Genomic DNA, 20,255 nt, shown 5'->3' with positions numbered 1-20,255 from the left:
CCCCACCACCACCCCGCGCCCGGCCGGCCGGGCCGCCGGCGCCTCGGCGCTGCAGCAGTCGCTCACGCTGGCCTGGCGCAACGTGGTGAAGATCCGCCACCAGCCCGAGGCGCTGATGGACGTCAGCCTGCAGCCGATCATCTTCACGGTGCTGTTCGTGTTCGTCTTCGGCGGCGCGATCGCCGGCGACTGGCACGACTACCTCACCTACCTGGTGCCGGGCATCCTGGTGCAGACGCTGATGTTCGCCACCGGCGGCATCGGTGTGGCGCTGAACAACGACATCACCAAGGGCGTCTTCGACCGGTTCCGCAGCCTGCCGATCGCCCGGTCGGCGCCGCTGGTGGGCGCGGTGCTCGCCGACGTCGTCCGGTACGTCACCTCGATCGGCGTGCTGCTGGCCTTCGCCGCCGCGCTCGGCTTCCGGACCACGCAGGGGCTGCCGGCGGCCGCCCTGGCCGTGCTGGTGGGCATCGGCTTCGCCATGTGCCTGTCCTGGGTGTTCGTCTGGATCGGGCTCACCGTGCGCTCCGCCGGAGCCGTGCAGGGCGTCGGGTTCCTGGCGACCTTCCCGCTGACCTTCGGCAGCTCCGCGCTCGTGCCGGTCGACACGCTCCCCGGCTGGCTGCAGGCCTTCACCCGGAACAACCCGGTCACCCACCTCATCGACACCATCCGCGGGTTGCTGCTCGGCGGTCCGGTGGCCGAGCCGCTGGCCTGGACGGCGGGCTGGGCGGCGCTGCTGCTGGTGGTCTTCGTGCCGCTGGCGATGCGGGCCTACCGGCGCCGGGTCTGATCCGCGGCGGGCATCGCGGTGGCGGGCCAGCTCCCGGTGACGTCGACCCCCAGACGGCTGAGCACCTCGTCGCGGGGGACGGCCTCACCTGCGTCCCGCAGCCGCTCGAACTCCGCGTCGCCCAGCTCGGCGCGCAGCGCCCGCTCGGTCGCGGTGGCCCCCAGGTCACCGCGGTCACGCCGGCCCCGGACCGCGGCCGACCTGCCCAGCAGGTCGGCCGCCCGTCGCGGGTCGCCCTCCACCCGGGCGAGCGCGGCCATCCCCTGGACGACGGTGGCCGTGACGGGCATGTCACCGGCCAGCTCCCCCGCCTGGTGCAGCGCCTCGTCCAGCAGCCGGCGGGCCTCGCCGAGCAGTCCGGGCGCGGCCTCGGCCTCGGCTCGGGCGGCCAGCACGACCGCCGCCCCGGTCTGCACCATCGCCCCGATCTGCGGCGGTCCCCCGCCGGCGGCCCGGACGCGGTCCAGCGCGCGGCGGTGCCACCGGTCGGCGTCCTCCAGCCGCCCGGCCAGCAGGGCGAACCCGCCGGCCGCCGTCTCGGCCATGGCCACGTGCAGGCCGCCGCCCTCCGGACCCAGCTCGGCGAGCACCGCGGCGACCTCCGCCTCCGCGCGGGGGAGGTCACCGGCCAGCGCGTGGGCCAGCGCCAGGCGGGTCCGCAGCATCGGGGTGTCGTCGGTGGTGCCCAGCTGCTCGGAGAGCTCGATCGCCTCGGTCAGCCACGCGACCGCGCCCGCGGCGTCGCCGTCGGCGGAGCTCAGCTGGCCCAGCGCGGCGGCGGTGAAGGACCGGCCCCAGCGGTCGCCGAGCCGCTCGAACTCCTCGTGCGCCTGCAGCAGACCGGTCCCCAGCCGGTCGAGCTCACCGAGGTTCTCCGCCACCTGCGCCCGGATGCCGTGCGCGGCGGCCACCACCCACGGGTCGGGGTGGTCCTCGAGCAGTGCCAGCCCGGCCACCGACCGGAACCCGCCGATGAAGACCATGGCGATCGCCCAGGCCAGCGCCCCCAGCGGCTCCTCGGACCGGTAGGTGTGCTCGGGCGGGAGGTCCCCGATCCCCCGGAGAGCCGGCAGCGAGGCCTGCCAGTCGCTGACCTCGGCACGGCCCATGGCGCCGAACGCCGAGCACATCGCCCGCATCGCCGGTGAGCCTCCCGGCACGGCGACCGCCTCCCGCAGCCAGCGACCGGCGGCCACCTGCCGCCCGGTGAGCAGCCAGAACCAGGCGAGCCGGGCGCCGAGGTGGACGGCCACGTCGCCGTCCCCCGCTGCGACCGCGCGCTGCAGGACGGCGAGCAGCCCGTCGTGCTCGGCGCTCATCCGCTGCAGCGCCGCCAGCTGGCCCGCGCGGCGGAGCTGGGGGTCCAGCTCGTCGACGAAGGCCAGGCACCAGGCTGCCTGCCGCGCCTCGACCTCGGCCCGCTCCCCCGCGGCGGTGAGCTGCTCGGCGCCGTAGGCCCGGATCGTCTCCAGCATCAGGTACCGCACGCCCTCGGCGTCCTCGACCGCGAGCAGCATCGACTTCTCGACCAGCCCGGTGACCGCGTCCAGCACCTCACCGGCGCTCCAGCCGGGGTCGGCGCAGACCTGCTCGACCGTGTCCAGGGTGGCACCGCCGGCGAACACCGACAGCCGCCGGGCGACCGCCTGCTCGCGGTCGTCGAGGGCCTCCCAGCTCCACTCGACCACCGCGCGCAGCGTCTGGTGGCGGGGCAGGGCCACCCGGCTGCCACCGGTGAGCAGCGAGAACCGGTCGTCGAGCCGGGCGGCGATCTGGCCGATGCCCAGCGAGCGCAGCCGGGCGGCGGCGAGCTCCAGTGCCAGCGGCATGCCGTCCAGCCGGCGGCACACCTCCAGGACGGCGGGGAGCGTGGCGGCGGTGACCGCGAAGTCCGGCCGGACCGCGGCGGCCCGGTCGGCGAACAACCGGACCACCGGCGCGGTGGCTGCGGCCTCGTCGCCGTCCGCGGGCACCGCGAGCGCCCCGACCGGGACCACCGCCTCACCCGGCACGCCCAGCGGCTCCCGGCTGGTGGCGAGCACCTGCAACCCGGGGCAGTGCCCGAGCAGGTCGTCGGTGAGCTCGGCGACCGCCCCGACCAGGTGCTCGCAGTTGTCCAGCACGAGCAGCGCCCGCCGGCCGGTGAAGGTCTCCTGCAGCCGGGCGCTCGCCTCGACCAGGGTGGGGACCCGCTCCAGCGAGGTGCCCTCCCGCTGGCCGACCGCGGCGAGCACCGCCGCGGGCAGCAGCGCGGCGTCGGCGACCGGCGCGAGCTCGACCCACCAGACGCCGTCGGCGACGGCGTCCCGGCGGCGGTGCGCCGCCTCCAGGGCCAGCCGCGTCTTACCGGCCCCGCCGGGGCCCAGCAGGGTGACCAGCCGGCCGCCGTCGAGCAGCCCGGCCACCGCGGTCAGCTCGTCCTCCCGGCCGCGGAAGCTGGTCAGCGGAGTGCGCAACGGGGTCCCGTCGCGAGGCACCGACGGGGCGGAGCTCTCGCCCCGGAGCACCGCCAGGTGCTCGGCCTGCAACGCCGGCGTCGGGTCCAGGCCGAGGGAGTCGGCGAGCTGCTGCCGGCAGCGCTCGTAGGCGGCCAGCGCCTCCGCCGTCCGGCCGAGCCGGGCCATCGCCCGCACCAGCAGCAGGCAGAACGGCTCCCGCAGCGGGTGCTCGGCGACCAGGTCCTCCAGCTCGGCCAGCGCGGCCCCGGCCCGGCCGAGGTCCAGCTCGGCGGCCAGCCGGAGCTCGGCCGCGGTGAGCCGCAGATCGCTCCAGCGGGTGGCCGACGGCGCGGTGAACGCGAGCGTGCGCAGGTCGGCCAGCGCCGGGCCGCGCCAGAGCGCCTCGGCCTCCCGGAGCAGCGCGACCACCCGGCCGGGCTCGCGCTCACCCCGGGCCCGGGCGACCAGCGTCTCGAACCGGTGGACGTCGACGGCGTCGGCCGGGACGTCGAGCAGGTAGCCGTGGGCCTGGGCGCGCAGCGGCGCCTCCGGCAGCGTCCGCCGCAGCCGGGACACCAGCGCCTGCACGGCGTTGCCCGGGGCGGCGGGCGGATCGGCGTCCCAGACCGCCTCGATCAGGGTGTCCAGGCCGACGACCCGGCCCGGCTCGACGGCCAGCCGGGCCAGCAGCGCCCGGGACCGCGGCCCGCCGACGTCGACCTGCCGCCCGTCGCCGTCGACCACGGCGACCGGGCCGAGCAAGCAGATGCGGACGGGCACGGCGACATCGTCCCCCACGCCGGGATCAGGGCGTGGCGCGGCGCAGCAGTCGCAGCGACCCGGTGCCGGGCAGCTCGGTGAACTCCCCCGACGCCAGCACCCGGGAGTACACGCCGAAGGGCGCCTGGCCGCCGTCGGCTGGGTCGGGGAACACGTCGTGGATGGCCAGGGTGCCGCCGACGGCGAGCTTGGCGACCCAGGCGTCCTGGTCGCGGCGGGCGGAGGACTCGGTGTGGCTGCCGTCCAGGAACAGCAGCGCCAGCGGCGTCGACCACAGCGGCGCGAGCACCTCCGACCGGGCGACGACGGCCAGCACCACGTCCTCGGCGCCGGCCGCGGCGATCGTCCGCCGGAACGCCGGCAGGGTGTCAATCCGGTCGACGAGCGGGTCGACCAGCGACGGGTCGTGGTACTCCCAGCCGGGCTGGTGCTCCTCGGAGCCCCGGTGGTGGTCGACGGTCACCACCTGACGACCGGTCTCGCGGGCCGCGGCCGCGAGGTAGAGCGCCGACTTGCCCATCCAGCTGCCGATCTCCAGCAGCGGCCCGGGGACGGCCACGTCGCGTGCCGCCTCGTACAGCGCGCGGCCCTCGTCCGGCGGCATGAAGCCCGGCGCGGCGGCCGCGGCGGCGAGCAGGTCGGTGGTCACCTGAGCAGCATCCCGGTCGGTTCCCGGCGCGGTCACCGCGGGTCCCGCCGCTGCGGCGGCTCGGCGCCGGGACCCGACGCCGCCGCCTGCTGGCGCAGCGCGCGCAGCCGTTCCCGGCGCCGCTGTGCCTCCCGCTCCTCCTCGGTCGGCTCGGGCTCCGGGAGCCCGCCGCGCACCGTCGCAGCGGTGGCGACCAGCGCGCCGATCAGCGTGGTCACCGGCACGGCCAGCACCAGCGCGATCCCGCCCACCAGCGTGCGGACGACCTCCTCCCCCACCTCGGTCCCGGTGAGCACCGTCCAGAACGGCCGCTGGTACAGCTCGAACAGCAGCAGCAGGGGCAGCGCCGCCCCGGCGTAGGCGAAGACGATGGTGTAGATGGTCGAGGCGATGTGGTCCCGGCCGATGGCCATCCCGCGGCGGTACAGCTCGCGCCAGCCGGCCGCCGGCGCGGCCTCGTGCAGCTGCCAGACCGCCGAGGCCTGGGTGATGGTGACGTCGTTGAGGATGCCCAGCCCGGCGACGACCGTGGCGGCGAGCACCAGCCCGGAGAAGTCCAGGGTCGGGTCGAACTGCAGCAGCTGGATGGTGTTCTCGTTGTTGAACCCGGTGAGGTGAGCGGCGGCGACCGCCACCGCACCCAGCAGGGCGCTCAGCCCCAGGCCGAACAGCGTGCCCAGCAGCGCGGTCGTCGTCCGGGCGGAGAAGCCGTGCGCGAGGTACAGGACGACGAACATGATCGCCGAGGAGCCGACCAGGCTGACCCAGACCGGCGACCCGCCGGCCAGCAGCGCGGGCAGCACGAACTCCATCAGGACCACGAACGCGAAGCCGAGGCCGAGCAGCGCGAGCAGGCCGCGCAGCCGGGCCACCGCGCCGACGACCAGGGTGAAGAACAGCGCCAGCACCACGATCGGGGTGCCCCGCGGGAAGTCCTGGAACGAGTACACCGCGTCCCCGCCGTCGGCGCCGGGGTCACGGTTGAGCACCAGCTCGTCGCCCACCTCGACGCCCTCCGCGACGACGTCGGCGGACAGATCGACCTGCACGTAGTCCCCGGCGCCGGCACCGTCCCCGATGACCATCACCGCGGTGGCGCAGGTCTGCGCCGGCGCGCTGCCGGTGGCCTCGGCGCACTGGTAGGGCTCCAGCGAGGCGATCGTCGCCTCCGGGAAGGTGGTCCCCGGCGGCAGGAAGGACTCCGCCGCCTGCTGCGCGGCCGTCTTCCCCCCGCCGGGCCAGAGCACCACCAGCCCGACGAGGGTGGCGAGCCCGATCGGCACCAGCACGTAGAGCATCAGCCGGACGGCGCGACGGCGACGGGCCACGACCGCCGGGTCCGGCGGCTGCGCCTCGATCCCGGTGTCGGGTCCATGAGCGTGGGAGTGGGCCGGCACCCGGTCAGGCTAGGTGCCGGTCCGGCCGGCCCCGGACCGTCGGGCGTGGTGTCGCCCACCTCAGGCCGGGAGCGCCACCGGGCCGAGCAGCTCGGCACCGGCCAGGTAGCCGGCGAGCAGGGCGGCGGCGACCTGGCCGACCACGTCGTCGCCGGGCAGGAAGCGCGGCGAGTGCAGGCCGGGACGCCGCCCGTCGGCGCCCGGCGGGCCACCGTCGACGCCGAGGAAGAGCATCAGCCCGCGGTGACCGGTGCAGAAGTGCGCGAAGTCGTCGGCGCCGAAGGACCGCCAGGCGTCGTCCACGGTCACCTCGCTGCGGGTCAGCCACGGGACGGTCGCGCGGGCCAGCTCCGGGTCGTTGGCGAGCACCGGCTCGTTGTTCTCGCTGTGCACCGTCGCGGTGCAGCCGTAGGCGGTGGCGGTGTGCTCGGCGACGTCGGTGAGCGCCTGCAGCAGCAGCTCGCGGTCCTCCTCGCGCATCACCCGCAGCCCGCCGCGGGCGCAGGCGGTGTCCGGGACGACGTTGAACGACGACCCGGCATCGAGCTGGGTGACCGCCAGCACCGCGCCGACGGTGGGGTCGACCCGGCGGCTGACCAGCTGCTGCAGGTTGACCACGATCGCGGCCAGGGCGAGCACCGGGTCCAGCGTGGTGTGCGGGTACCCGCCGTGGCCGCCGTGGCCGGTGACGGTGATGGTGAACTCGTCGGTGGCCGCGTTGACCGGCCCGGGGGTGGCGTTGACGACGCCGGCGGCCAGCTGCGGCTGCACGTGCGCGGCGACCACCGAGTCGACCCGCTCCTCGACGAGGACGCCGGCGGCCACCACGTCGGCGGCACCGGAGGGCGCCCGCTCCTCGCGCGGCTGCAGCAGCAGGACCAGCGGCGCCGGCCCGCCGACCCGGGCGACGGCGCGGGCGACCGCGACCAGCCCGGCGAGGTGGGCGTCGTGACCGCAGGCGTGCATGACCTCGGTCGTGGAGGTCCACGGGACGCCGGTCCGCTCCTCGACGCCGAGCCCGTCCAGCTCCGCGCGCAGCGCGACCGCCCGGCCGGGGCCGTCCAGGGCCCGCACCAGCCGCCCGGTGTCGGCGACCCGGCGGCCCTCCCCCAGCCCGAGCGCGGTCACCACGGCGTCCGCGGTGTCCTGCTCGTCCCCGGAGATCCGGGGGTCGGCGTGCAGCTGGTGGCGCAGCTCGACCGCGGCCGGCAGCTCCTCGGCCACCGCCGCCGACAGCTGGTCGTACCAGGCCACCAGGGCGGGGTCGGGCTCGCCGACCGGTACGGGGGACGAGACGTCGCTGGCGGTCACACCGCCGATCCTCCCGGAGCCACGTTGCGGGCCGATGTCAGGTGCCCAGCTGGTAGGCCCGCTCGGCGTTCCCGGCACCGATCATCGCGGCGACCCGGGCGGCGTCGGCCGCCGCCCAGGCGTCCTCGGCGACCCCGTCGGCCAGGTACCGGCCCAGGCCGCGGCGGAACAGCACGGTGCCCAGCAGGTACAGCTCGGCCAGGCCGAAGGCGTCGGAGGAGAACAGCACCTTGCCGAACGGTGCCAGCTCGAGCAGCTCGCGGAGCAGCGCAGCGGAGCGGTGGCCGAGGTTGTGGGTGGCCAGGCCGACGTCGACGAACACGTGCCCGAACACCTGGGCCAGGAAGCCGGCGTTGCGGTGGAACGGGTAGTTGTGCAGCAGCATCACCGGCACCCCGGCCGGCTCGGTGGCCCGCAGCAGGTCGGTGAGCAGCAGCGGGTCGCCGCGGTGCAGGTCGACGTCGGCGTCGCCGTAGCCGACGTGGAACTGCACGGGCAGCTGCCGGTCGATGCCGCTCCAGACCAGGAACCGGTGCAGCACCGGGTCGGCGACCCGCGGCGCCCCGCCCTGGCGCAGCAGCCGGTCGGCGGCCGCGGTCACCTCGGCGTCGGTGGGGCGGGCGCCGTCCAGGGCCAGGCCGACCCGGTACGCGGCGACGGACTTCACCCCGACGGCGTCCACGGTCCGGGCGGCCAGCCGGCTGCGGAAGGCCTCCGCGAAGTCCCCGGCCGCGACGCCGCCGGCGAACACCTCCTCGGCGAGGGCCTCGAGCCGGACGACCTCCCGGGCGCGGCCGCCGGTGAGCGCGGCGAGCTCGGAGGGTGAGGTGATCGGCTCGGGCAGGTAGCCGGTGTCGACGAGGAACGTCTGCGTGCCGGCCGCCGCCAGCAGCCGGCGGTTGACCTCGTCCGCGCCGAGCTCGGCGCGGCGGGCCAGGTAGTCCTCGGCCGGGGCGTGCGCGGGCAGGTCCAGCACCGGCGGGCACCAGCGGCGGACGGCGAGGCCGATCTGGGAGTCGAACAGCGAGCCGCCCAGGGTGCTGGGCCCGGCCGACTCGGTCAGCATCGCCTCGAACTCCGCGCGGTCGAGGTCGCGGCGCACCAGGCCGTGGCAGTGGTGGTCGACCAGCGGGAGGTCGGCGAGGGTGGGGTCCAGTTCGCTCACCCGGTCATCCTGCCCCGGCGGGAGCACCGGCGGCCGATCTACATTCGGCTGCATGACCTCGTGGACGACGGCCGACATCCCCGCGCAGACCGGCCGCACCGTGGTGGTGACCGGCGGCAACAGCGGGCTGGGGCTGGAGACCGCCCGAGCGCTCGCCGCGGCCGGGGCGCGCGTCGTCCTGGCGGTGCGGGACACCGCCCGCGGCGAGCAGGCGGCGGCCGGGCTGCCGGGTCAGGTGGAGGTGCGCCGGCTGGACCTCGCCGACCTCACCTCGGTGCGCGCGTTCGCGCAGGCCTGGACCGGCGCGCTGGACGTGCTGGTGGCCAACGCCGGGATCATGGCGGTGCCCGAGGCCCGCACCGCCGACGGCTTCGAGCTGCAGTTCGGCACCAACCACCTCGGGCACTTCGCGCTGACCAACCTGCTGCTGCCGCACGTCACCGACCGGGTGGTCACGATCTCCTCCGGACTGCACGCCTCAGGGCGGATCGTGCTCGACGACCTGAACTGGGAGCGCCGGGCGTACTCGGCGACCGCGGCCTACGCCCAGTCGAAGCTGGCGAACCTGCTGTTCACCCTGGAGCTGCAGCGCCGGCTGACCGCGGCCGGTTCGCCGGTCCGGGCCACGGCGGCCCACCCCGGCTGGGCGGCGACCAACCTGCAGAGCGGGTCGGGCAGCCGGCTCAAGGACGCCGCGATGGCCGTCGGCAACCGGGTGGTCGCGGTCAGCAGCGCGCAGGGTGCGCTGCCGACCCTGTTCGCCGCGGTCGCCGACGTCCCGGGCGGCAGCTACGCCGGACCCTCCGGGACCCTGATGCGCGGCACCCCGACGCTGGCCGGGCGCAGCGCCGAGGCCTCCGACGCCACCCTGGCCCGGGAGCTGTGGACGGCGTCGGCCGCGCTCACCGGCGTGGACTTCCCGGCCTCACTGCCGGCCTGACGGACCCCGTCCCCCTCACCCCTCGCAGGCTCGGGCGAGCCTCTGGACGGGGCGATGGTGTGCCGCCCGCCGGGGCTCGGCCGCGGTGGCAGCGGCGGCGAGCAGGCCGGCCGCCACGACGAAGGACGCGGGCGTGCCGGTGGCGTCGGCCACCGCGCCCAGAACGAGGGCCCCGGCCGCCTGACCGACGGTGAGCCCGATGAAGAGGACGGCGGCGGCCTGGGGCGCCGCGGCCGGGAGCCGGTGCGCGCCCCAGGCGAGCAGCACCCCGCTGAGCACGACGAAGGAGCAGCCGAAGCCGGCCAGTGCGAGGCCCGCGGGGACCGGGCTGCCGGGGGCGGCGGCGAGCACCAGCACGGCGGCCGCGGCGACGGTGGCGGCACCGGCCCACGCCCGACGCAGCCCGACCCGCGCGACGACGTCGCCGCTGAGCCCGCCCGCGAGCCCGGCTGCCCCGAGCACGCACCACAGCAGGCCGGTGGCGCCGTCGGACAGCGCGCCGTCGTCGGTGAGCAGGTCCCGGCCGAACGTCCACACCCCGGCGCAGCCCGCCCCGCCGAGGACCGCGGCGACCAGCGGCCGGGTCAGGGCGCGCAGCGGCGCCCGGGCGGCGTCCCGGCGCCGGGCGGCGGACGGCCAGGCGGTGCGCCGGTCGGCTGCCCGGGTGGCGGCCAGCGCCAGGACGGCGAACCCGGCCCAGGCCCACCGCCACTGCCCGGGCACCGAGAGCACGAGCAGGCCGCCGGCGACCACCCCGGCTCCGGTGCCGCTGTTGACCACCGCCTGGGCACGGGACTCGGCGGCGGGCCGCACCGTCGCGGACACCGCCGCGACCAGCGCCGGGGTCGCGGCGCCCGCGCCGCTGCCGGCGACCAGCACCCCGACCGTGAGGACGGCGGTCGACGGGGCGGACGCGACCGCCGCGGAGCCGGCGGCAGCGGTGCTCCCGGCCAGCCACAGAGCCGCGCGGGCCCGGTCCCGGCCGACCCAGCGCTGGGCCAGCAGCGCGGTCAGGCAGAAGGCGAGGTAGCTGCCGGCGGCGATGCCCCCCGCGGTGCCGGGCGTGATGCCGAACTCGCTGCGCAGCTGCGGCAGGAAGAGGCCGAAGCCATACCGGGCCAGGCCGTACGTGACGGCGATGACCGCCAGCCCGGCGGGCACCAACCCATTTGGGCGCTCGGAAGCGGTCCATAACGATCGTTTCACCATAACGATCGTTACGATAGGCGCATGACTCCCTTCTCCGCGACCCGACCGGCGCGCGAGCGGCTGCTCGCCGCCGCCGGCGAGCTGTTCTACGAGTCCGGCATCGCCGCGACGGGCGTCGACGCGGTGCTCGCCCGGGCCGGCGTCTCCCCCGCCACGATGTACGCCCACTTCGCCGGCAAGGACGGGCTGGTCGCCGCCTACCTGGAGGACCGCCACACCACCTGGCGGCAGACCTGGGACGCCGTGCTGGCCGAGTGCACCGACCCGGTCGACCGGCTGCTGTCGCTGTTCGACGCGGTCGCCCGCTACCGGCAGCACCAGGGCAACCACCGCGGCTGCGCCTTCCTCGCCGCGGCGACCGAGCTGCCGTCGGGGCACCCGGGCCAGCGCTGGCTGGCGGCCGACACGAGGCTGTTGACCGACCGGCTGCGCGAACTGGCGGCCGCCGCCGGTCTGCCCGGTCCCGAGGACGTCGCCGCCACGCTGCTGCTCTGCTACGACGGCGCGCTGAGCGGGTACGCCCGCGCCGCGACGACCCCCGTCCTGCCCGGCGGCGACCCGATCGACCGCGCACGCCGGCTGGCCGCCGACTGGATCGCCGCCCGCACGGCCTGAACCTGGGGCGGCCCGGTCACGATCCGGCGGCACTCCCGTGGTGCGCGACCGATCAGCGTGGTGCAGTGGGTCCGTGCCCGTCGCCGACCGTCTCGACCGCCTCCAGCGCCGGCACAAGGCGGCCGGGTTCCCGATCGCCGTGGTCTACAAGTACGTCGACGACTCGGGGCCGTACCTGGCCGCGCTGATCACCTACTACGCCTTCGTCTCGCTCTTCCCGCTGCTGCTGCTGTTCTCCACGATCCTGGGCCACCTGCTGGCCGGCGACCCAGCACTGCAGGAACGGCTGATCGACTCCGCGCTCAGCCAGTTCCCGGTCGTCGGCGACCAGCTGGGCACCCCCCGCGAGCTGAGCGGTGGCGTCGTGGGCATCGTCATCGGTGTGCTCGGCTCGCTGTACGGCGGGCTCGGCGTGGCCCAGGCCGTGCAACACGCGATGAACACCGCCTGGTCGGTGCCGCGCAACAGCCGGCCCAACCCCTTCCTCGCCCGCGGCCGCAGCCTGCTGCTGCTGGGCACGGCAGGGCTGGCCGTCATCGGGACGACGGCGCTGTCCACCCTCGGCTCGGGCAACGCCGGCTCGATGGGCATGGCCTTGCGGATGGTCGCCCTGGTCGCCTCGGTGGCCGTCAACGCGACCGTCTTCGTCCTCGCCTTCCGGCTGGCCACCGCGCGGCACCTGACCATCCGGCAGGTGGCCCCCGGCGCGCTGCTCGCCGCCGTCCTCTGGCAGTTGCTGCAGACCTTCGGCGTCACCTACGTCAGCCACGTGGTGAGCACGGCCAGCGCCACCAACGGCGTCTTCGCCCTGGTCCTCGGCCTGCTCGCCTTCCTGTACCTGGCCTCCGTGGTGGGCGTGCTCTGCGTGGAGATCAACGTCGTGCGGGTGGACAAGCTGCACCCCCGCGCGCTGCTCACGCCCTTCACCGACGACGTCGACCTCACCGCCGGCGACCGGCGCAGCTACACCGGACTGGCCAAGGCGCAGCGCCAGAAGGGCTTCGAGACGGTGCACGTCACCTTCGACCCGCCCGACCGCGGCGAGCCGGCGGACGCCGTCAGCGCCCCTCCGCCACCTGCTCCTCCCGGCGCGCACCCAGCTCCGCCGCGGTGAGGGCGGCGCCGGCCCGCTGCGCCATCGCCGGGGCGACGACCACCGCGACCAGCCCGACCAGCAGCCAGACCCCGGCGACGATCGGGAACCAGAACGGCGCGCCGTCGTCGTACGCCGGGTAGGGGGCGACGTTGCGGTAGACGGTGTAGCCCAGCACGACCAGGGCGAGCAGCGGGACGACGACCTGCCACATCGGCACCGCCGGCATCCGCCGCTGGACGAACACCAGCCGGATCGCGCCGACCGTGGTCAACAGGTAGGCGACCAGCAGGATCAGCGTGCCGATGGTGCCCGACCACAGGAAGGTGTCGAAGGCCTCGGCGTCGAAGGCGACCGCGCAGACCAGCTGGACCAGCGCCATCACGACGGTGACGACGATCGCCGCGAGCGCCGGGGTGCCCGCCGCGGTGGTCGAGGCCAGGCCGCCGGCACGGGTGGTGTCGCGCCGGGTGTCCCGGGCGAAGGCGTAGGTCAGCCGCGAGGCACCGACCACGCACGCCAGGCAGCAGCCGAACGCGCTGATCGCCGCGCCGAGGGTGATCAGGTCACCGACCCAGCCGGCGATGTAGCTGCTGCCCAGGTCACCCAGCAGCGACGGCGAGGAGGCGAACGCGGCCACCCCCGCCTCGTCGGTGCCGAAGCCCATCATCTCGATCGCGGTGACGACGACGAAGTAGATCCCGCCGAAGACCGCCGTCCCCAGGATCGCCCGCGGGATGTCCTTGCGCGGGTTGCGGGCCTCCTCCCCCAGCGTCGCCGCGGCCTCGAACCCGGCGAAGGACAGGAAGCCGAACACCACCCCGAGGAAGACCGCCGACAGGTCGGTGCCGGGCGCGACGGTGAACACGTCGAGGGTGAACCCGGCGTCCGGCGAGGGCGCGTCGGCCGGCACGTTCCCCGACAGCAGCCGGACGAGCACGATCGCGCTGATCACCAGGATCAGCGCCACGGTGACGCCCTCGACGGTCAGCAGCACCGACGTCCCGCGCCTGGCCGGCACGATGGTCAGCACCAGCGCCCCCAGCAGGGCGACCGCGACGAGCAGGAACGGCGCCCAGGACGGCGGGTCGGGCCAGATGCCGACGGCCTCCAGGAACGCGGTGCCGAAGATGCCGGTCGCGCTGGAGGTGACCACGCCGTAGAAGCAGTAGGTGCCGAGCAGGCCGAACCCGGAGACCAGCCCGGCCCGCGGACCGAGGGTGGCGCCGACGAAGGCATAGACCGAGCCGGCGTGGTGGAAGTACTGGCACAGCCGGACGAAGCCGTAGGCGACCAGCAGGACGCCGACGGCGGCGAGCAGGAACGCCAGCGGCACCGCCCGCCCGACCGTGCCGGCGGTCCCCTGCGGGTTGATGTTGGCCGCCATCGACGGCGCCATCAGCGCGACGGACAACCCGACCGCCTGCCAGACCGACAGCGACCGGGTGAGACCACCGGGCCCCGACCGTTCGGTCGAGGTCGCCCCGTCGGGGCGGGGGGTCGAGACGGCCATCGCGCGCGCTCCTCGGGGTCGCAGTTGCACCCGGCAACGGGTGTGCTGGCGCGAGTGTGCGCGACGCGGTGCACCGTTGGGAATGGCGTCATCCGCACGGAACGAGACCGTTACCCGGGTGCCCGCGCACCTGCGTGACCTGCGCGTCATCCCCGTGGTGCAGCATGCGGCAGGTCGGCGGGGCGAGGAACTGGCGGAGGCACGCATGGAGCTGCACGAGCGGGACGAGCGACGGGCCGCAGCGGAGGCCCGGCTCGGCGGACTCGCCGAGGCGGGGGTGGTCGGCGTCGTCCTGCCCTGGGTCGACACCAGCGGCATCACCCGGATGAAGTCGGTCCCGCTCGCCCGGCTGCCGGCCGCCGCGCAGTGGGGCGTCGGGATGAGCCCGGTGTTCGACGGGTTCCTGGTCGACGACTCGATCGTCGCAGGCAGCTACGCCGGCAGCGCGATCGGCGACCTGCGCCTGCACCCGGACCTCGAGCGGCTGACAGTGCTCGCCGGCCAGCCCGGCTGGGCGTGGGCGCCGGTGGACCGCTACACCCAGGACGGCGTGCCGCACGTGCAGTGCTCCCGCTCGCTGCTGCGCCGGCTGGTGGCCGACTACGCGGCCGAGGGGCTCACCCTCAAGGCCGCGTACGAGATCGAGTGGGTGATCGGCGAGGCCGTGCTCCCCCCGGGCGCCGACCCGGACGCCTTCGTCCCGGCACTGGCCGGGCCCGCGTACAGCATGACCCGGCACATCGAGGTCTCCGACTACGCGCGCGACCTGCTCCAGGCGCTGGCCGACCAGGGCGTCGCCGTCGACCAGTTCCACCCCGAGTACGCCGCCGGCCAGCTGGAGGTCTCGGTCGGCGCCGAGGACCCGGTCGCCGCCGCCGACACCGCGCTGCTGGTGCGCAGCACCATCCGCGCGGTGAGCCTGGAGCACGGCCTGCGCGTCAGCTTCTCACCGAAGGTCACCGCGGACGGCGTCGGCAACGGCGGCCACGTGCACCTGTCGCTGTGGCGCGGGGACGAGAACCTGATGAGCGGCGGCCCGGGCACCTTCGGCCTCACCCGCGACGGCGAGGCCTTCACCGCCGGGCTGCTGCAGCACCTGCCCGGGCTGCTCGCCGTCGGGGCGCCCAGCGTCGCCTCCTACCTCCGGCTGGTCCCGTCGCACTGGGCCGGGGCGTTCGCCGCCTGGGGCCTGGAGAACCGCGAGGCCGCCGTCCGGTTCGTCACCGGTCCCAGCGGCGCGCGGCAGTCCGCGGCCAACGTCGAGGTGAAGAGCTTCGACGCCGCGGCCAACCCCTACCTGCTCCTGAGCGGCCTGCTCGCCGCCGGCCGGGCTGGGCTGCGGTCCGGCGCGACGCTGCCCGACCCGGTCGGCATCGACCCCGGGACGCTCAGCGAGGAGGAACGTCGGGAGGCCGGCATCGCGCCGCTGCCCGCCTCGCTGGAGGAGGCGGTGCGGGCCTTCGAGTCCGACGCGGAGCTGACCGGCTGCTTCGGCGTCGAGCTGGCGACCACGATCGCCGAGGTGCGCCGCGGCGAGATCGCGTTGTTCGACGGGGTCTGCCCGGAGGGGGTCACCAAGGCGGTCCGCTGGCGACACTGACATCTGCAGCAGAGGCTGTAAATTTCTTGTGGTACCCGGGTTTACTCAGGCGGGTGTGCGAGGTAATCTCTAGTTGCCGCTAGAGGTTCTCCTCGGGCAGCGCATCCCTGGACCGTTCGACCACCTGATCTCCGGAGGTACGCAGCCATGATGCTGACTTCCAACGACCCGTTCGCCGCCACGTCCGCTGCGCTCCGCGCGCTGGACCAGCTCACCGGCCGCGGTGGCACCACCACCGCCCGCCCGCTGGCCGGCATGCCGATGGACGCCTACCGGGTCGGCGACAACTTCGTCGCCCACTTCGACCTGCCCGGTGTCGACCCCGGCTCGATCGACCTGCAGGTCGAGGGCACCACGCTCACCATCAGCGCCGAGCGCTCGGTCCCGCAGATCGAGGGGGCGCAGTGGCAGGTCGCCGAGCGCCCGTTCGGCAGCTACACCCGCCAGCTGGTGGTGGGCCGCAGCCTGGACACCGAGCGGCTCGAGGCCAGCTACCACGACGGCGTGCTGACCGTGAGCATCCCGGTGGCCGAGCGGGCCAAGGCCCGCAAGATCACCGTGACCCGGGCGGACGCACCCGCCCAGGTGGAGGCCCGCACGATCGAGGGCGAGCAGCAGTCCGTCGAGAGCTGATCGCACACCACGGGCGAGGGGCGGGGCCGCGCGGCTCCGCCCCTCGCCCGTCTCCGGAGGGACCATGAGCACCGACCCGCTGCAGCCACTGGACGACCCCGACCACCCGGTGCTCACCATGAGCCAGGCGGCGGAGCTGCTCGGCGTCCAGGCGGCCTTCCTGCGCAGCCTGGACTCCGGTGGCGTCCTCCATCCCACCCGCTCCCCCGGCGGCCACCGGCGCTACTCCCGCGCCCAGCTGCGGATCGCGGCCCGGGTGCGCATCCTGCTCGACGACGGCCACCCGCTCTCCTCCGCGCAGGTCATCGTCCAGCTGCAGGACGACCTCGCTGACGCGGTCGCCGACGCGGACGCGGCCCGGGACGAACGGGACGCCGCCCGCCGGGAGCGCGACACCGCCGCTGAGTGATCGGTCGAGTACTCACAGCTGGATGACAGATCAGTCACAGATCTCGCCAAGGCGGGTGGACGACACGCCGGGCGGGTATCCGGCGGTCATGGCAACAAACAGCTCCACCAACTCGACCACCGGCCGCACGGCCCAGCGTGACCGCCGGGCCAACACCACGGGCGCACACGTCGCGACCGCCGGCGTCGTGGTCTTCCTGATCGCCACGTTCCTCTCGTGGGTCTCCACCGAGGGTGCGGACAGCACCTCCGGCTCCGGCTACGAGACCGACACCACCATCCCGCTGGTCGCCTTCCTCGGCGTCGGCCTGGTCGTCGGCCTGCAGTACGCGGCCACCCGCGCCCGCGGCCGTCAGCACCGCGGGCTCTCGCTGACCGCCATGGCCGTCGGCATCGCCGCCGTCCTGCTGTCGCTGAGCTACGTGCTCGACGTGCCCGGCGCCTTCGAGCGGGGTGCTGACCTGGACACCGAGATCGGTGCCTGGATCGGCCTCGTCGGCGGCATCATCTGGTCCGTCGGTGCCGGCCTGCTGGCCAAGGAGCCCGAGGGCGACGACGACTGGAACGACACCCTCGGCACCGAGGCGCACCGCACTCACTGATCCGGACGGCGCGGCCTGAGAGCCGCGCGCACGTCCTCCCGCACGGGCACCCGACCGCCGGCACCACGCCGGCGGACGGGTGCCCGTTCGGCGTCCCGGGGAGCCCGTCGTCGCACTACACGAGGGCGGGCAGCACCAGCAGGAGGGTGGGCACCAGCAGCAGGGCCAGCGCGCAGGCCAGCGCGACCACCCGGGCCGCGACCGGCAGCGGCGCGGCCGGCGCGAGCAGCCGCCGCACCCGGACGGCGACCGCGCCCCCGATGACCGCGAGGGCGCCGTCGGGCAGCTGGCCACCGGCCCCCGCGGCGACCGCGACGATCGCCGCCGCCAGCGTCCGCCGCCGGTCCGGGCCGGTCAGCGAGCCCAGGGCGACGTCGTCGGCGCGCATCTCCACCAGGTCCCGGACGGCGTCGTGCGCCCGGTCGGCGGCCGGCAGCACCGGCAGCGCGGCGCGCCAGGCGACGAAGGGCAGCAGCAGCAGGTGGTGGTGCTCGGTCAGGTGCGCCCGCTCGTGGGCCACCACCGCGTCGACCTGGGCGACGTCCAGCTCGGCGACCATCCCCGACGAGAGCACCAGCAGCGGCCGGGCGCCGGGGATGCAGAACGCCACCGGCGCCGGGTGGTCCAGCAGCCGGGTGTCCTCCCCCGCCGCGGCGGGCTGGACGACCAGCTCCAGCAGCGCCCGGTGCCGCCGCCGGGTGCGGGCGGTGCGCAGCAGCGACAGCAGCAGCACGCCGAGCAGCTCCACTGCGAGGACGGCGGCGAGGGTCTGGGCGACCCAGTGGTCGCCGCGCACCGGCTCCTCGGGGGGCTGCCGGGTGACCCAGTGCCACCAGGCCTCGGGCAGCGAGTGCCCCCACGGCGCCAACCCGTGCGTCAGCAGGGCGCCGATGATCGACAGGCCACCGGCCAGTCCGATCGCCTGCCAGCAGACCAGCGCGGCCAGCGGGTCGCGCTGCGGCCAGGAGGCACGGGACAGCGCCGCCGGCACCGGCCAGGCCAGCAGCGCGGCCAGCAGGCCGAGCGCGAGCGCGGTCGCGGGGAGCACGTCGGGGATCGGGACGGCGCGGTCAGCGCGCCGCGGCGTCGTCCCCGGCGCCGGCCAGCAGCTCGCGCAGCATCCGCACCTCGTCGTCCCCGACGCTGCCGACGAAGCGGGCCAGCGCGGCCTGCCGGTCGCCGGCCTGGCCGAGCACCTCGTGCATCAGCTCGGCGACGTGCTCCTCCCGGCTGCCGCGGGCCCGGAACTGCCGGGGCCGGGCGTCGTCGTGGTCGACGAAGCCCTTCTGCTCCAGGCGGCTCAGCACCGTGTGCACCGTGGTCAGCGCGAGGCCGCGGTCGGCGAAGGAGTCGCGCAGCTGGGTGGCGGAGACCGGCGCACCGACGGCCCACAGGTGCTCCAGCACCGCGCGTTCCAGATCTCCCAGCGTGTTCATCGTTCTCCTGTCGGCCAGCTCACACGGCGCGTCTTCTACGTGTCGTAGAGAAACTCTTCTACTCGGCGTAGAAAGGACGTGTCGATCGTACGTCAGCGGCTGGAGGAACCCCGGTGGACGTGTTGGACATCGCCCGGTGGCAGTTCGGGATCACCACCGTCTACCACTTCCTGATGGTCCCGCTGACCATCGGGCTGGGGATCCTGGTCGCGGTCATGCACACGATGTGGGTGCGCACCGACAAGCCCGAGTGGCTGCGGATGACCCGCTTCTGGGGCCGCATCTACCTGATCAACTTCGTCCTGGGCGTGGCCACCGGCCTGGTCCAGGAGTTCCAGTTCGGGCTGGCCTGGAGCGCGTACAGCCGCTTCGTCGGCGACGTGTTCGGCTCGCTGCTCGCACTCGAGGCGCTGCTCGCGTTCTTCCTCGAGTCCACGTTCCTGGGCCTGTGGATCTTCGGCTGGGGCCGGATCCCGAAGAAGGTGCACCTGGCCACGCTGTGGGCCGCGGTCATCGGCTCGGTGGTCAGCGCGTACTTCATCATCGCGGCCAACAGCTGGATGCAGCACCCGGTCGGCGTCGTCACCGACGACGCCACCGGCCGGCCGGAGCAGGTCGACTTCCTCGCGGTGCTGACCAACAACACCGCCCTGGCCGCGTTCAGCCACACCGTCGTCGCCGCGCTCATGGTCGCGGGCGCCGCACTCGTCGGGATCGGGCTGTGGCACCTGCGCAAGCGGAAGCTGGCGAACGCCCCGGCCACCGACGTGGAGCACAGCGTCTGGCGCCGCTCGGTGCGACTGGGCGGTTACGTCTCGGTCGCCGCGTTCCTGCTCACCGCCGTCACCGGCGACATCCAGGGCAAGCTCATGTACGAGCAGCAGCCGCTGAAGATGTCCTCGGCCGAGGCGCTCTGCGAGACCGAGGCGCCGGCACCCTTCTCGATCTTCGCCGTCGGCAAGCTCGGCTCCAACGAGTGCGACGACGTCCACTCCTGGACCGTCCCCTACCTGCTCTCCTACCTCGCCCACGGCGACTTCTCCACCGCCGTGCCCGGCGTCAACGAGCTGCAGGAGACCTACGCCGCGGCCTACGGCGCCACCTACCCCGACGACCCGTCCTACGGCGACAAGGCCGGCGAGCCGATCGACTACACCCCGCTGCTGGCCGTCACCTACTGGAACTTCCGGCTGATGATCGGCATGGGCTCGGTCTCGGCGGCGGTCGGCGCCTACGCGCTCTGGGCGACCCGCAGGGGGCGGGTGCCGACGAACCCGGTCGCCGTCTACGGCTCGCTGCTGGCGGTCGGCGCCCCGTTCGTCGCCAACGCCTCGGGGTGGATCTTCACCGAGATGGGCCGCCAGCCCTTCGTCGTCTACCCGAACCCCGACGTCCCGCGCGCCGACCAGGTGTACTTCTTCACCGCCCAGGCCGTCTCCCCCGGCGTCAGCGCCGGCGAGGTGCTGACCTCGCTGGTCACCCTCACCGCGCTCTACGGCGCGCTGGCCGTCGTCGAGGCGTGGCTGCTGGTGCGCTTCGTCCGCCGCGGCATCACCACCGGGGACGGCGCCCCCACACCCGGCCACACCCCCGAGGGCACGCCGGACGACGACCTGCCCGGTGGCCGCGACCAGACCGACGACGTCCTGTCGTTCGCCTACTAGGAGACC

The 20,255-nt window shown here is 75.2% G+C and carries 18 protein-coding genes; 9 read left to right on the top strand and 9 right to left on the bottom strand.

Translation table 11 applies throughout. The annotated features are described in order from the left end of the window. On the top strand, positions 1-796 hold a 796-nt coding region (locus FHL79_RS16130; RefSeq protein WP_218938490.1), incomplete at its 5' end, for an ABC transporter permease. Here the strand turns inward: FHL79_RS16130 and FHL79_RS16125 are convergent. Genes FHL79_RS16125 through FHL79_RS16105 form a run of 5 tightly spaced genes read right to left on the bottom strand, consistent with a single transcriptional unit; the run spans position 778 to position 8,536 of the window. Next, entirely contained in the window at positions 778-4,014 is a 3,237-nt protein-coding gene (locus FHL79_RS16125; protein WP_171058190.1) for an AfsR/SARP family transcriptional regulator, read from the bottom strand. The two genes, FHL79_RS16130 and FHL79_RS16125, sit on opposite strands and share 19 nt — an antisense overlap. 25 nt (positions 4,015-4,039) lie before the next feature. Further along, the gene (locus FHL79_RS16120; protein WP_138759603.1) at positions 4,040-4,663 is read right to left on the bottom strand and encodes a class I SAM-dependent methyltransferase; all 624 of its coding nucleotides are present in this window, start codon (positions 4,661-4,663) and stop codon (positions 4,040-4,042) included. Positions 4,664-4,695: 32 nt separating this feature from the next. Next, a complete protein-coding gene (locus FHL79_RS16115; protein WP_138759602.1) occupies positions 4,696-6,060 on the bottom strand; it encodes a YibE/F family protein in 1,365 nt (454 codons plus the stop codon). Between the two features lie 60 nt (positions 6,061-6,120). Beyond that, positions 6,121-7,371: a M20 metallopeptidase family protein gene (locus FHL79_RS16110; protein ID WP_138759601.1), complete on the bottom strand. Its 1,251-nt coding sequence runs from the start codon at positions 7,369-7,371 to the stop codon at positions 6,121-6,123. A gap of 37 nt (positions 7,372-7,408) precedes the next feature. Beyond that, positions 7,409-8,536, bottom strand: coding sequence for an amidohydrolase (locus FHL79_RS16105; protein WP_138759600.1), 1,128 nt, complete (start codon positions 8,534-8,536; stop codon positions 7,409-7,411). Positions 8,537-8,588: 52 nt separating this feature from the next. Here FHL79_RS16105 and FHL79_RS16100 point away from each other — a divergent pair, with 52 nt between their 5' ends. Further along, positions 8,589-9,476: an oxidoreductase gene (locus FHL79_RS16100; RefSeq protein ID WP_138759599.1), complete on the top strand. Its 888-nt coding sequence runs from the start codon at positions 8,589-8,591 to the stop codon at positions 9,474-9,476. Between the two features lie 15 nt (positions 9,477-9,491). On the opposite strand, the gene FHL79_RS16095 is transcribed toward FHL79_RS16100, so the two are convergent. Next, on the bottom strand, positions 9,492-10,637 hold the full coding sequence (locus tag FHL79_RS16095) for an MFS transporter (RefSeq protein ID WP_246080863.1): 1,146 nt from the start codon (positions 10,635-10,637) through the stop codon (positions 9,492-9,494). A 69-nt stretch (positions 10,638-10,706) separates the two neighbouring features. Between FHL79_RS16095 and FHL79_RS16090 the strand changes: the two genes are divergently transcribed. Together FHL79_RS16090 and FHL79_RS16085 are read left to right on the top strand one after the other, a co-directional pair. Further along, on the top strand, positions 10,707-11,300 hold the full coding sequence (locus tag FHL79_RS16090; RefSeq protein ID WP_138759597.1) for a TetR/AcrR family transcriptional regulator: 594 nt from the start codon (positions 10,707-10,709) through the stop codon (positions 11,298-11,300). 73 nt (positions 11,301-11,373) lie between these two features. Then, on the top strand, positions 11,374-12,414 hold the full coding sequence (locus FHL79_RS16085; protein WP_138759596.1) for a YihY/virulence factor BrkB family protein: 1,041 nt from the start codon (positions 11,374-11,376) through the stop codon (positions 12,412-12,414). Here FHL79_RS16085 and FHL79_RS16080 read toward each other — a convergent pair. After that, positions 12,359-13,906, bottom strand: coding sequence for an APC family permease (locus tag FHL79_RS16080; protein WP_138759595.1), 1,548 nt, complete (start codon positions 13,904-13,906; stop codon positions 12,359-12,361). The two genes, FHL79_RS16085 and FHL79_RS16080, sit on opposite strands and share 56 nt — an antisense overlap. Before the next feature lie 205 nt (positions 13,907-14,111). Here FHL79_RS16080 and FHL79_RS16075 point away from each other — a divergent pair, with 205 nt between their 5' ends. From FHL79_RS16075 to FHL79_RS16060, 4 genes are all read left to right on the top strand, one after another. Beyond that, positions 14,112-15,506: a type I glutamate--ammonia ligase gene (locus tag FHL79_RS16075; RefSeq protein WP_138759594.1), complete on the top strand. Its 1,395-nt coding sequence runs from the start codon at positions 14,112-14,114 to the stop codon at positions 15,504-15,506. Between the two features lie 150 nt (positions 15,507-15,656). After that, the gene (locus tag FHL79_RS16070) at positions 15,657-16,139 is read left to right on the top strand and encodes an Hsp20/alpha crystallin family protein (RefSeq protein ID WP_138759593.1); all 483 of its coding nucleotides are present in this window, start codon (positions 15,657-15,659) and stop codon (positions 16,137-16,139) included. Positions 16,140-16,203: 64 nt separating this feature from the next. Further along, positions 16,204-16,548 carry a helix-turn-helix domain-containing protein gene (locus FHL79_RS16065; protein WP_138759592.1) on the top strand — a complete coding sequence of 115 codons (345 nt, stop codon included), beginning with the start codon at positions 16,204-16,206 and terminating at the stop codon, positions 16,546-16,548. Positions 16,549-16,636: 88 nt separating this feature from the next. After that, the gene (locus tag FHL79_RS16060) at positions 16,637-17,149 is read left to right on the top strand and encodes a hypothetical protein (RefSeq protein ID WP_138759591.1); all 513 of its coding nucleotides are present in this window, start codon (positions 16,637-16,639) and stop codon (positions 17,147-17,149) included. 115 nt (positions 17,150-17,264) lie between these two features. On the opposite strand, the gene FHL79_RS16055 is transcribed toward FHL79_RS16060, so the two are convergent. Together FHL79_RS16055 and FHL79_RS16050 are read right to left on the bottom strand one after the other, a co-directional pair. After that, positions 17,265-18,197: a M56 family metallopeptidase gene (locus FHL79_RS16055; protein ID WP_138759590.1), complete on the bottom strand. Its 933-nt coding sequence runs from the start codon at positions 18,195-18,197 to the stop codon at positions 17,265-17,267. A 22-nt stretch (positions 18,198-18,219) separates the two neighbouring features. Then, on the bottom strand, positions 18,220-18,585 hold the full coding sequence (locus tag FHL79_RS16050; protein WP_138759589.1) for a BlaI/MecI/CopY family transcriptional regulator: 366 nt from the start codon (positions 18,583-18,585) through the stop codon (positions 18,220-18,222). Positions 18,586-18,698: 113 nt separating this feature from the next. On the opposite strand from FHL79_RS16050, the gene FHL79_RS16045 reads away from it, so the two are divergent. Beyond that, on the top strand, positions 18,699-20,249 hold the full coding sequence (locus FHL79_RS16045) for a cytochrome ubiquinol oxidase subunit I (protein WP_138759588.1): 1,551 nt from the start codon (positions 18,699-18,701) through the stop codon (positions 20,247-20,249). Positions 20,250-20,255: the final 6 nt, after the last annotated feature.

Source organism: Modestobacter altitudinis (genome assembly GCF_005930475.1).
GTDB classification, from domain to species: domain Bacteria; phylum Actinomycetota; class Actinomycetes; order Mycobacteriales; family Geodermatophilaceae; genus Modestobacter; species Modestobacter altitudinis.
Note: the sequence above shows the minus strand (reverse complement) of the source record. Positions and strands in the feature narration are given on the sequence as shown.

Coding starts and splice junctions, on each gene's coding strand:
- FHL79_RS16075 (WP_138759594.1), top strand. CDS start 14,112: ATGGAGCTGCACGAGCGGGACGAGCGACGGGCCGCAGCGGAGGCCCGG.
- FHL79_RS16090 (WP_138759597.1), top strand. CDS start 10,707: ATGACTCCCTTCTCCGCGACCCGACCGGCGCGCGAGCGGCTGCTCGCC.
- FHL79_RS16080 (WP_138759595.1), bottom strand. CDS start 13,906: ATGGCCGTCTCGACCCCCCGCCCCGACGGGGCGACCTCGACCGAACGG.
- FHL79_RS16065 (WP_138759592.1), top strand. CDS start 16,204: ATGAGCACCGACCCGCTGCAGCCACTGGACGACCCCGACCACCCGGTG.
- FHL79_RS16050 (WP_138759589.1), bottom strand. CDS start 18,585: ATGAACACGCTGGGAGATCTGGAACGCGCGGTGCTGGAGCACCTGTGG.
- FHL79_RS16070 (WP_138759593.1), top strand. CDS start 15,657: ATGCTGACTTCCAACGACCCGTTCGCCGCCACGTCCGCTGCGCTCCGC.
- FHL79_RS16060 (WP_138759591.1), top strand. CDS start 16,637: ATGGCAACAAACAGCTCCACCAACTCGACCACCGGCCGCACGGCCCAG.
- FHL79_RS16100 (WP_138759599.1), top strand. CDS start 8,589: ATGACCTCGTGGACGACGGCCGACATCCCCGCGCAGACCGGCCGCACC.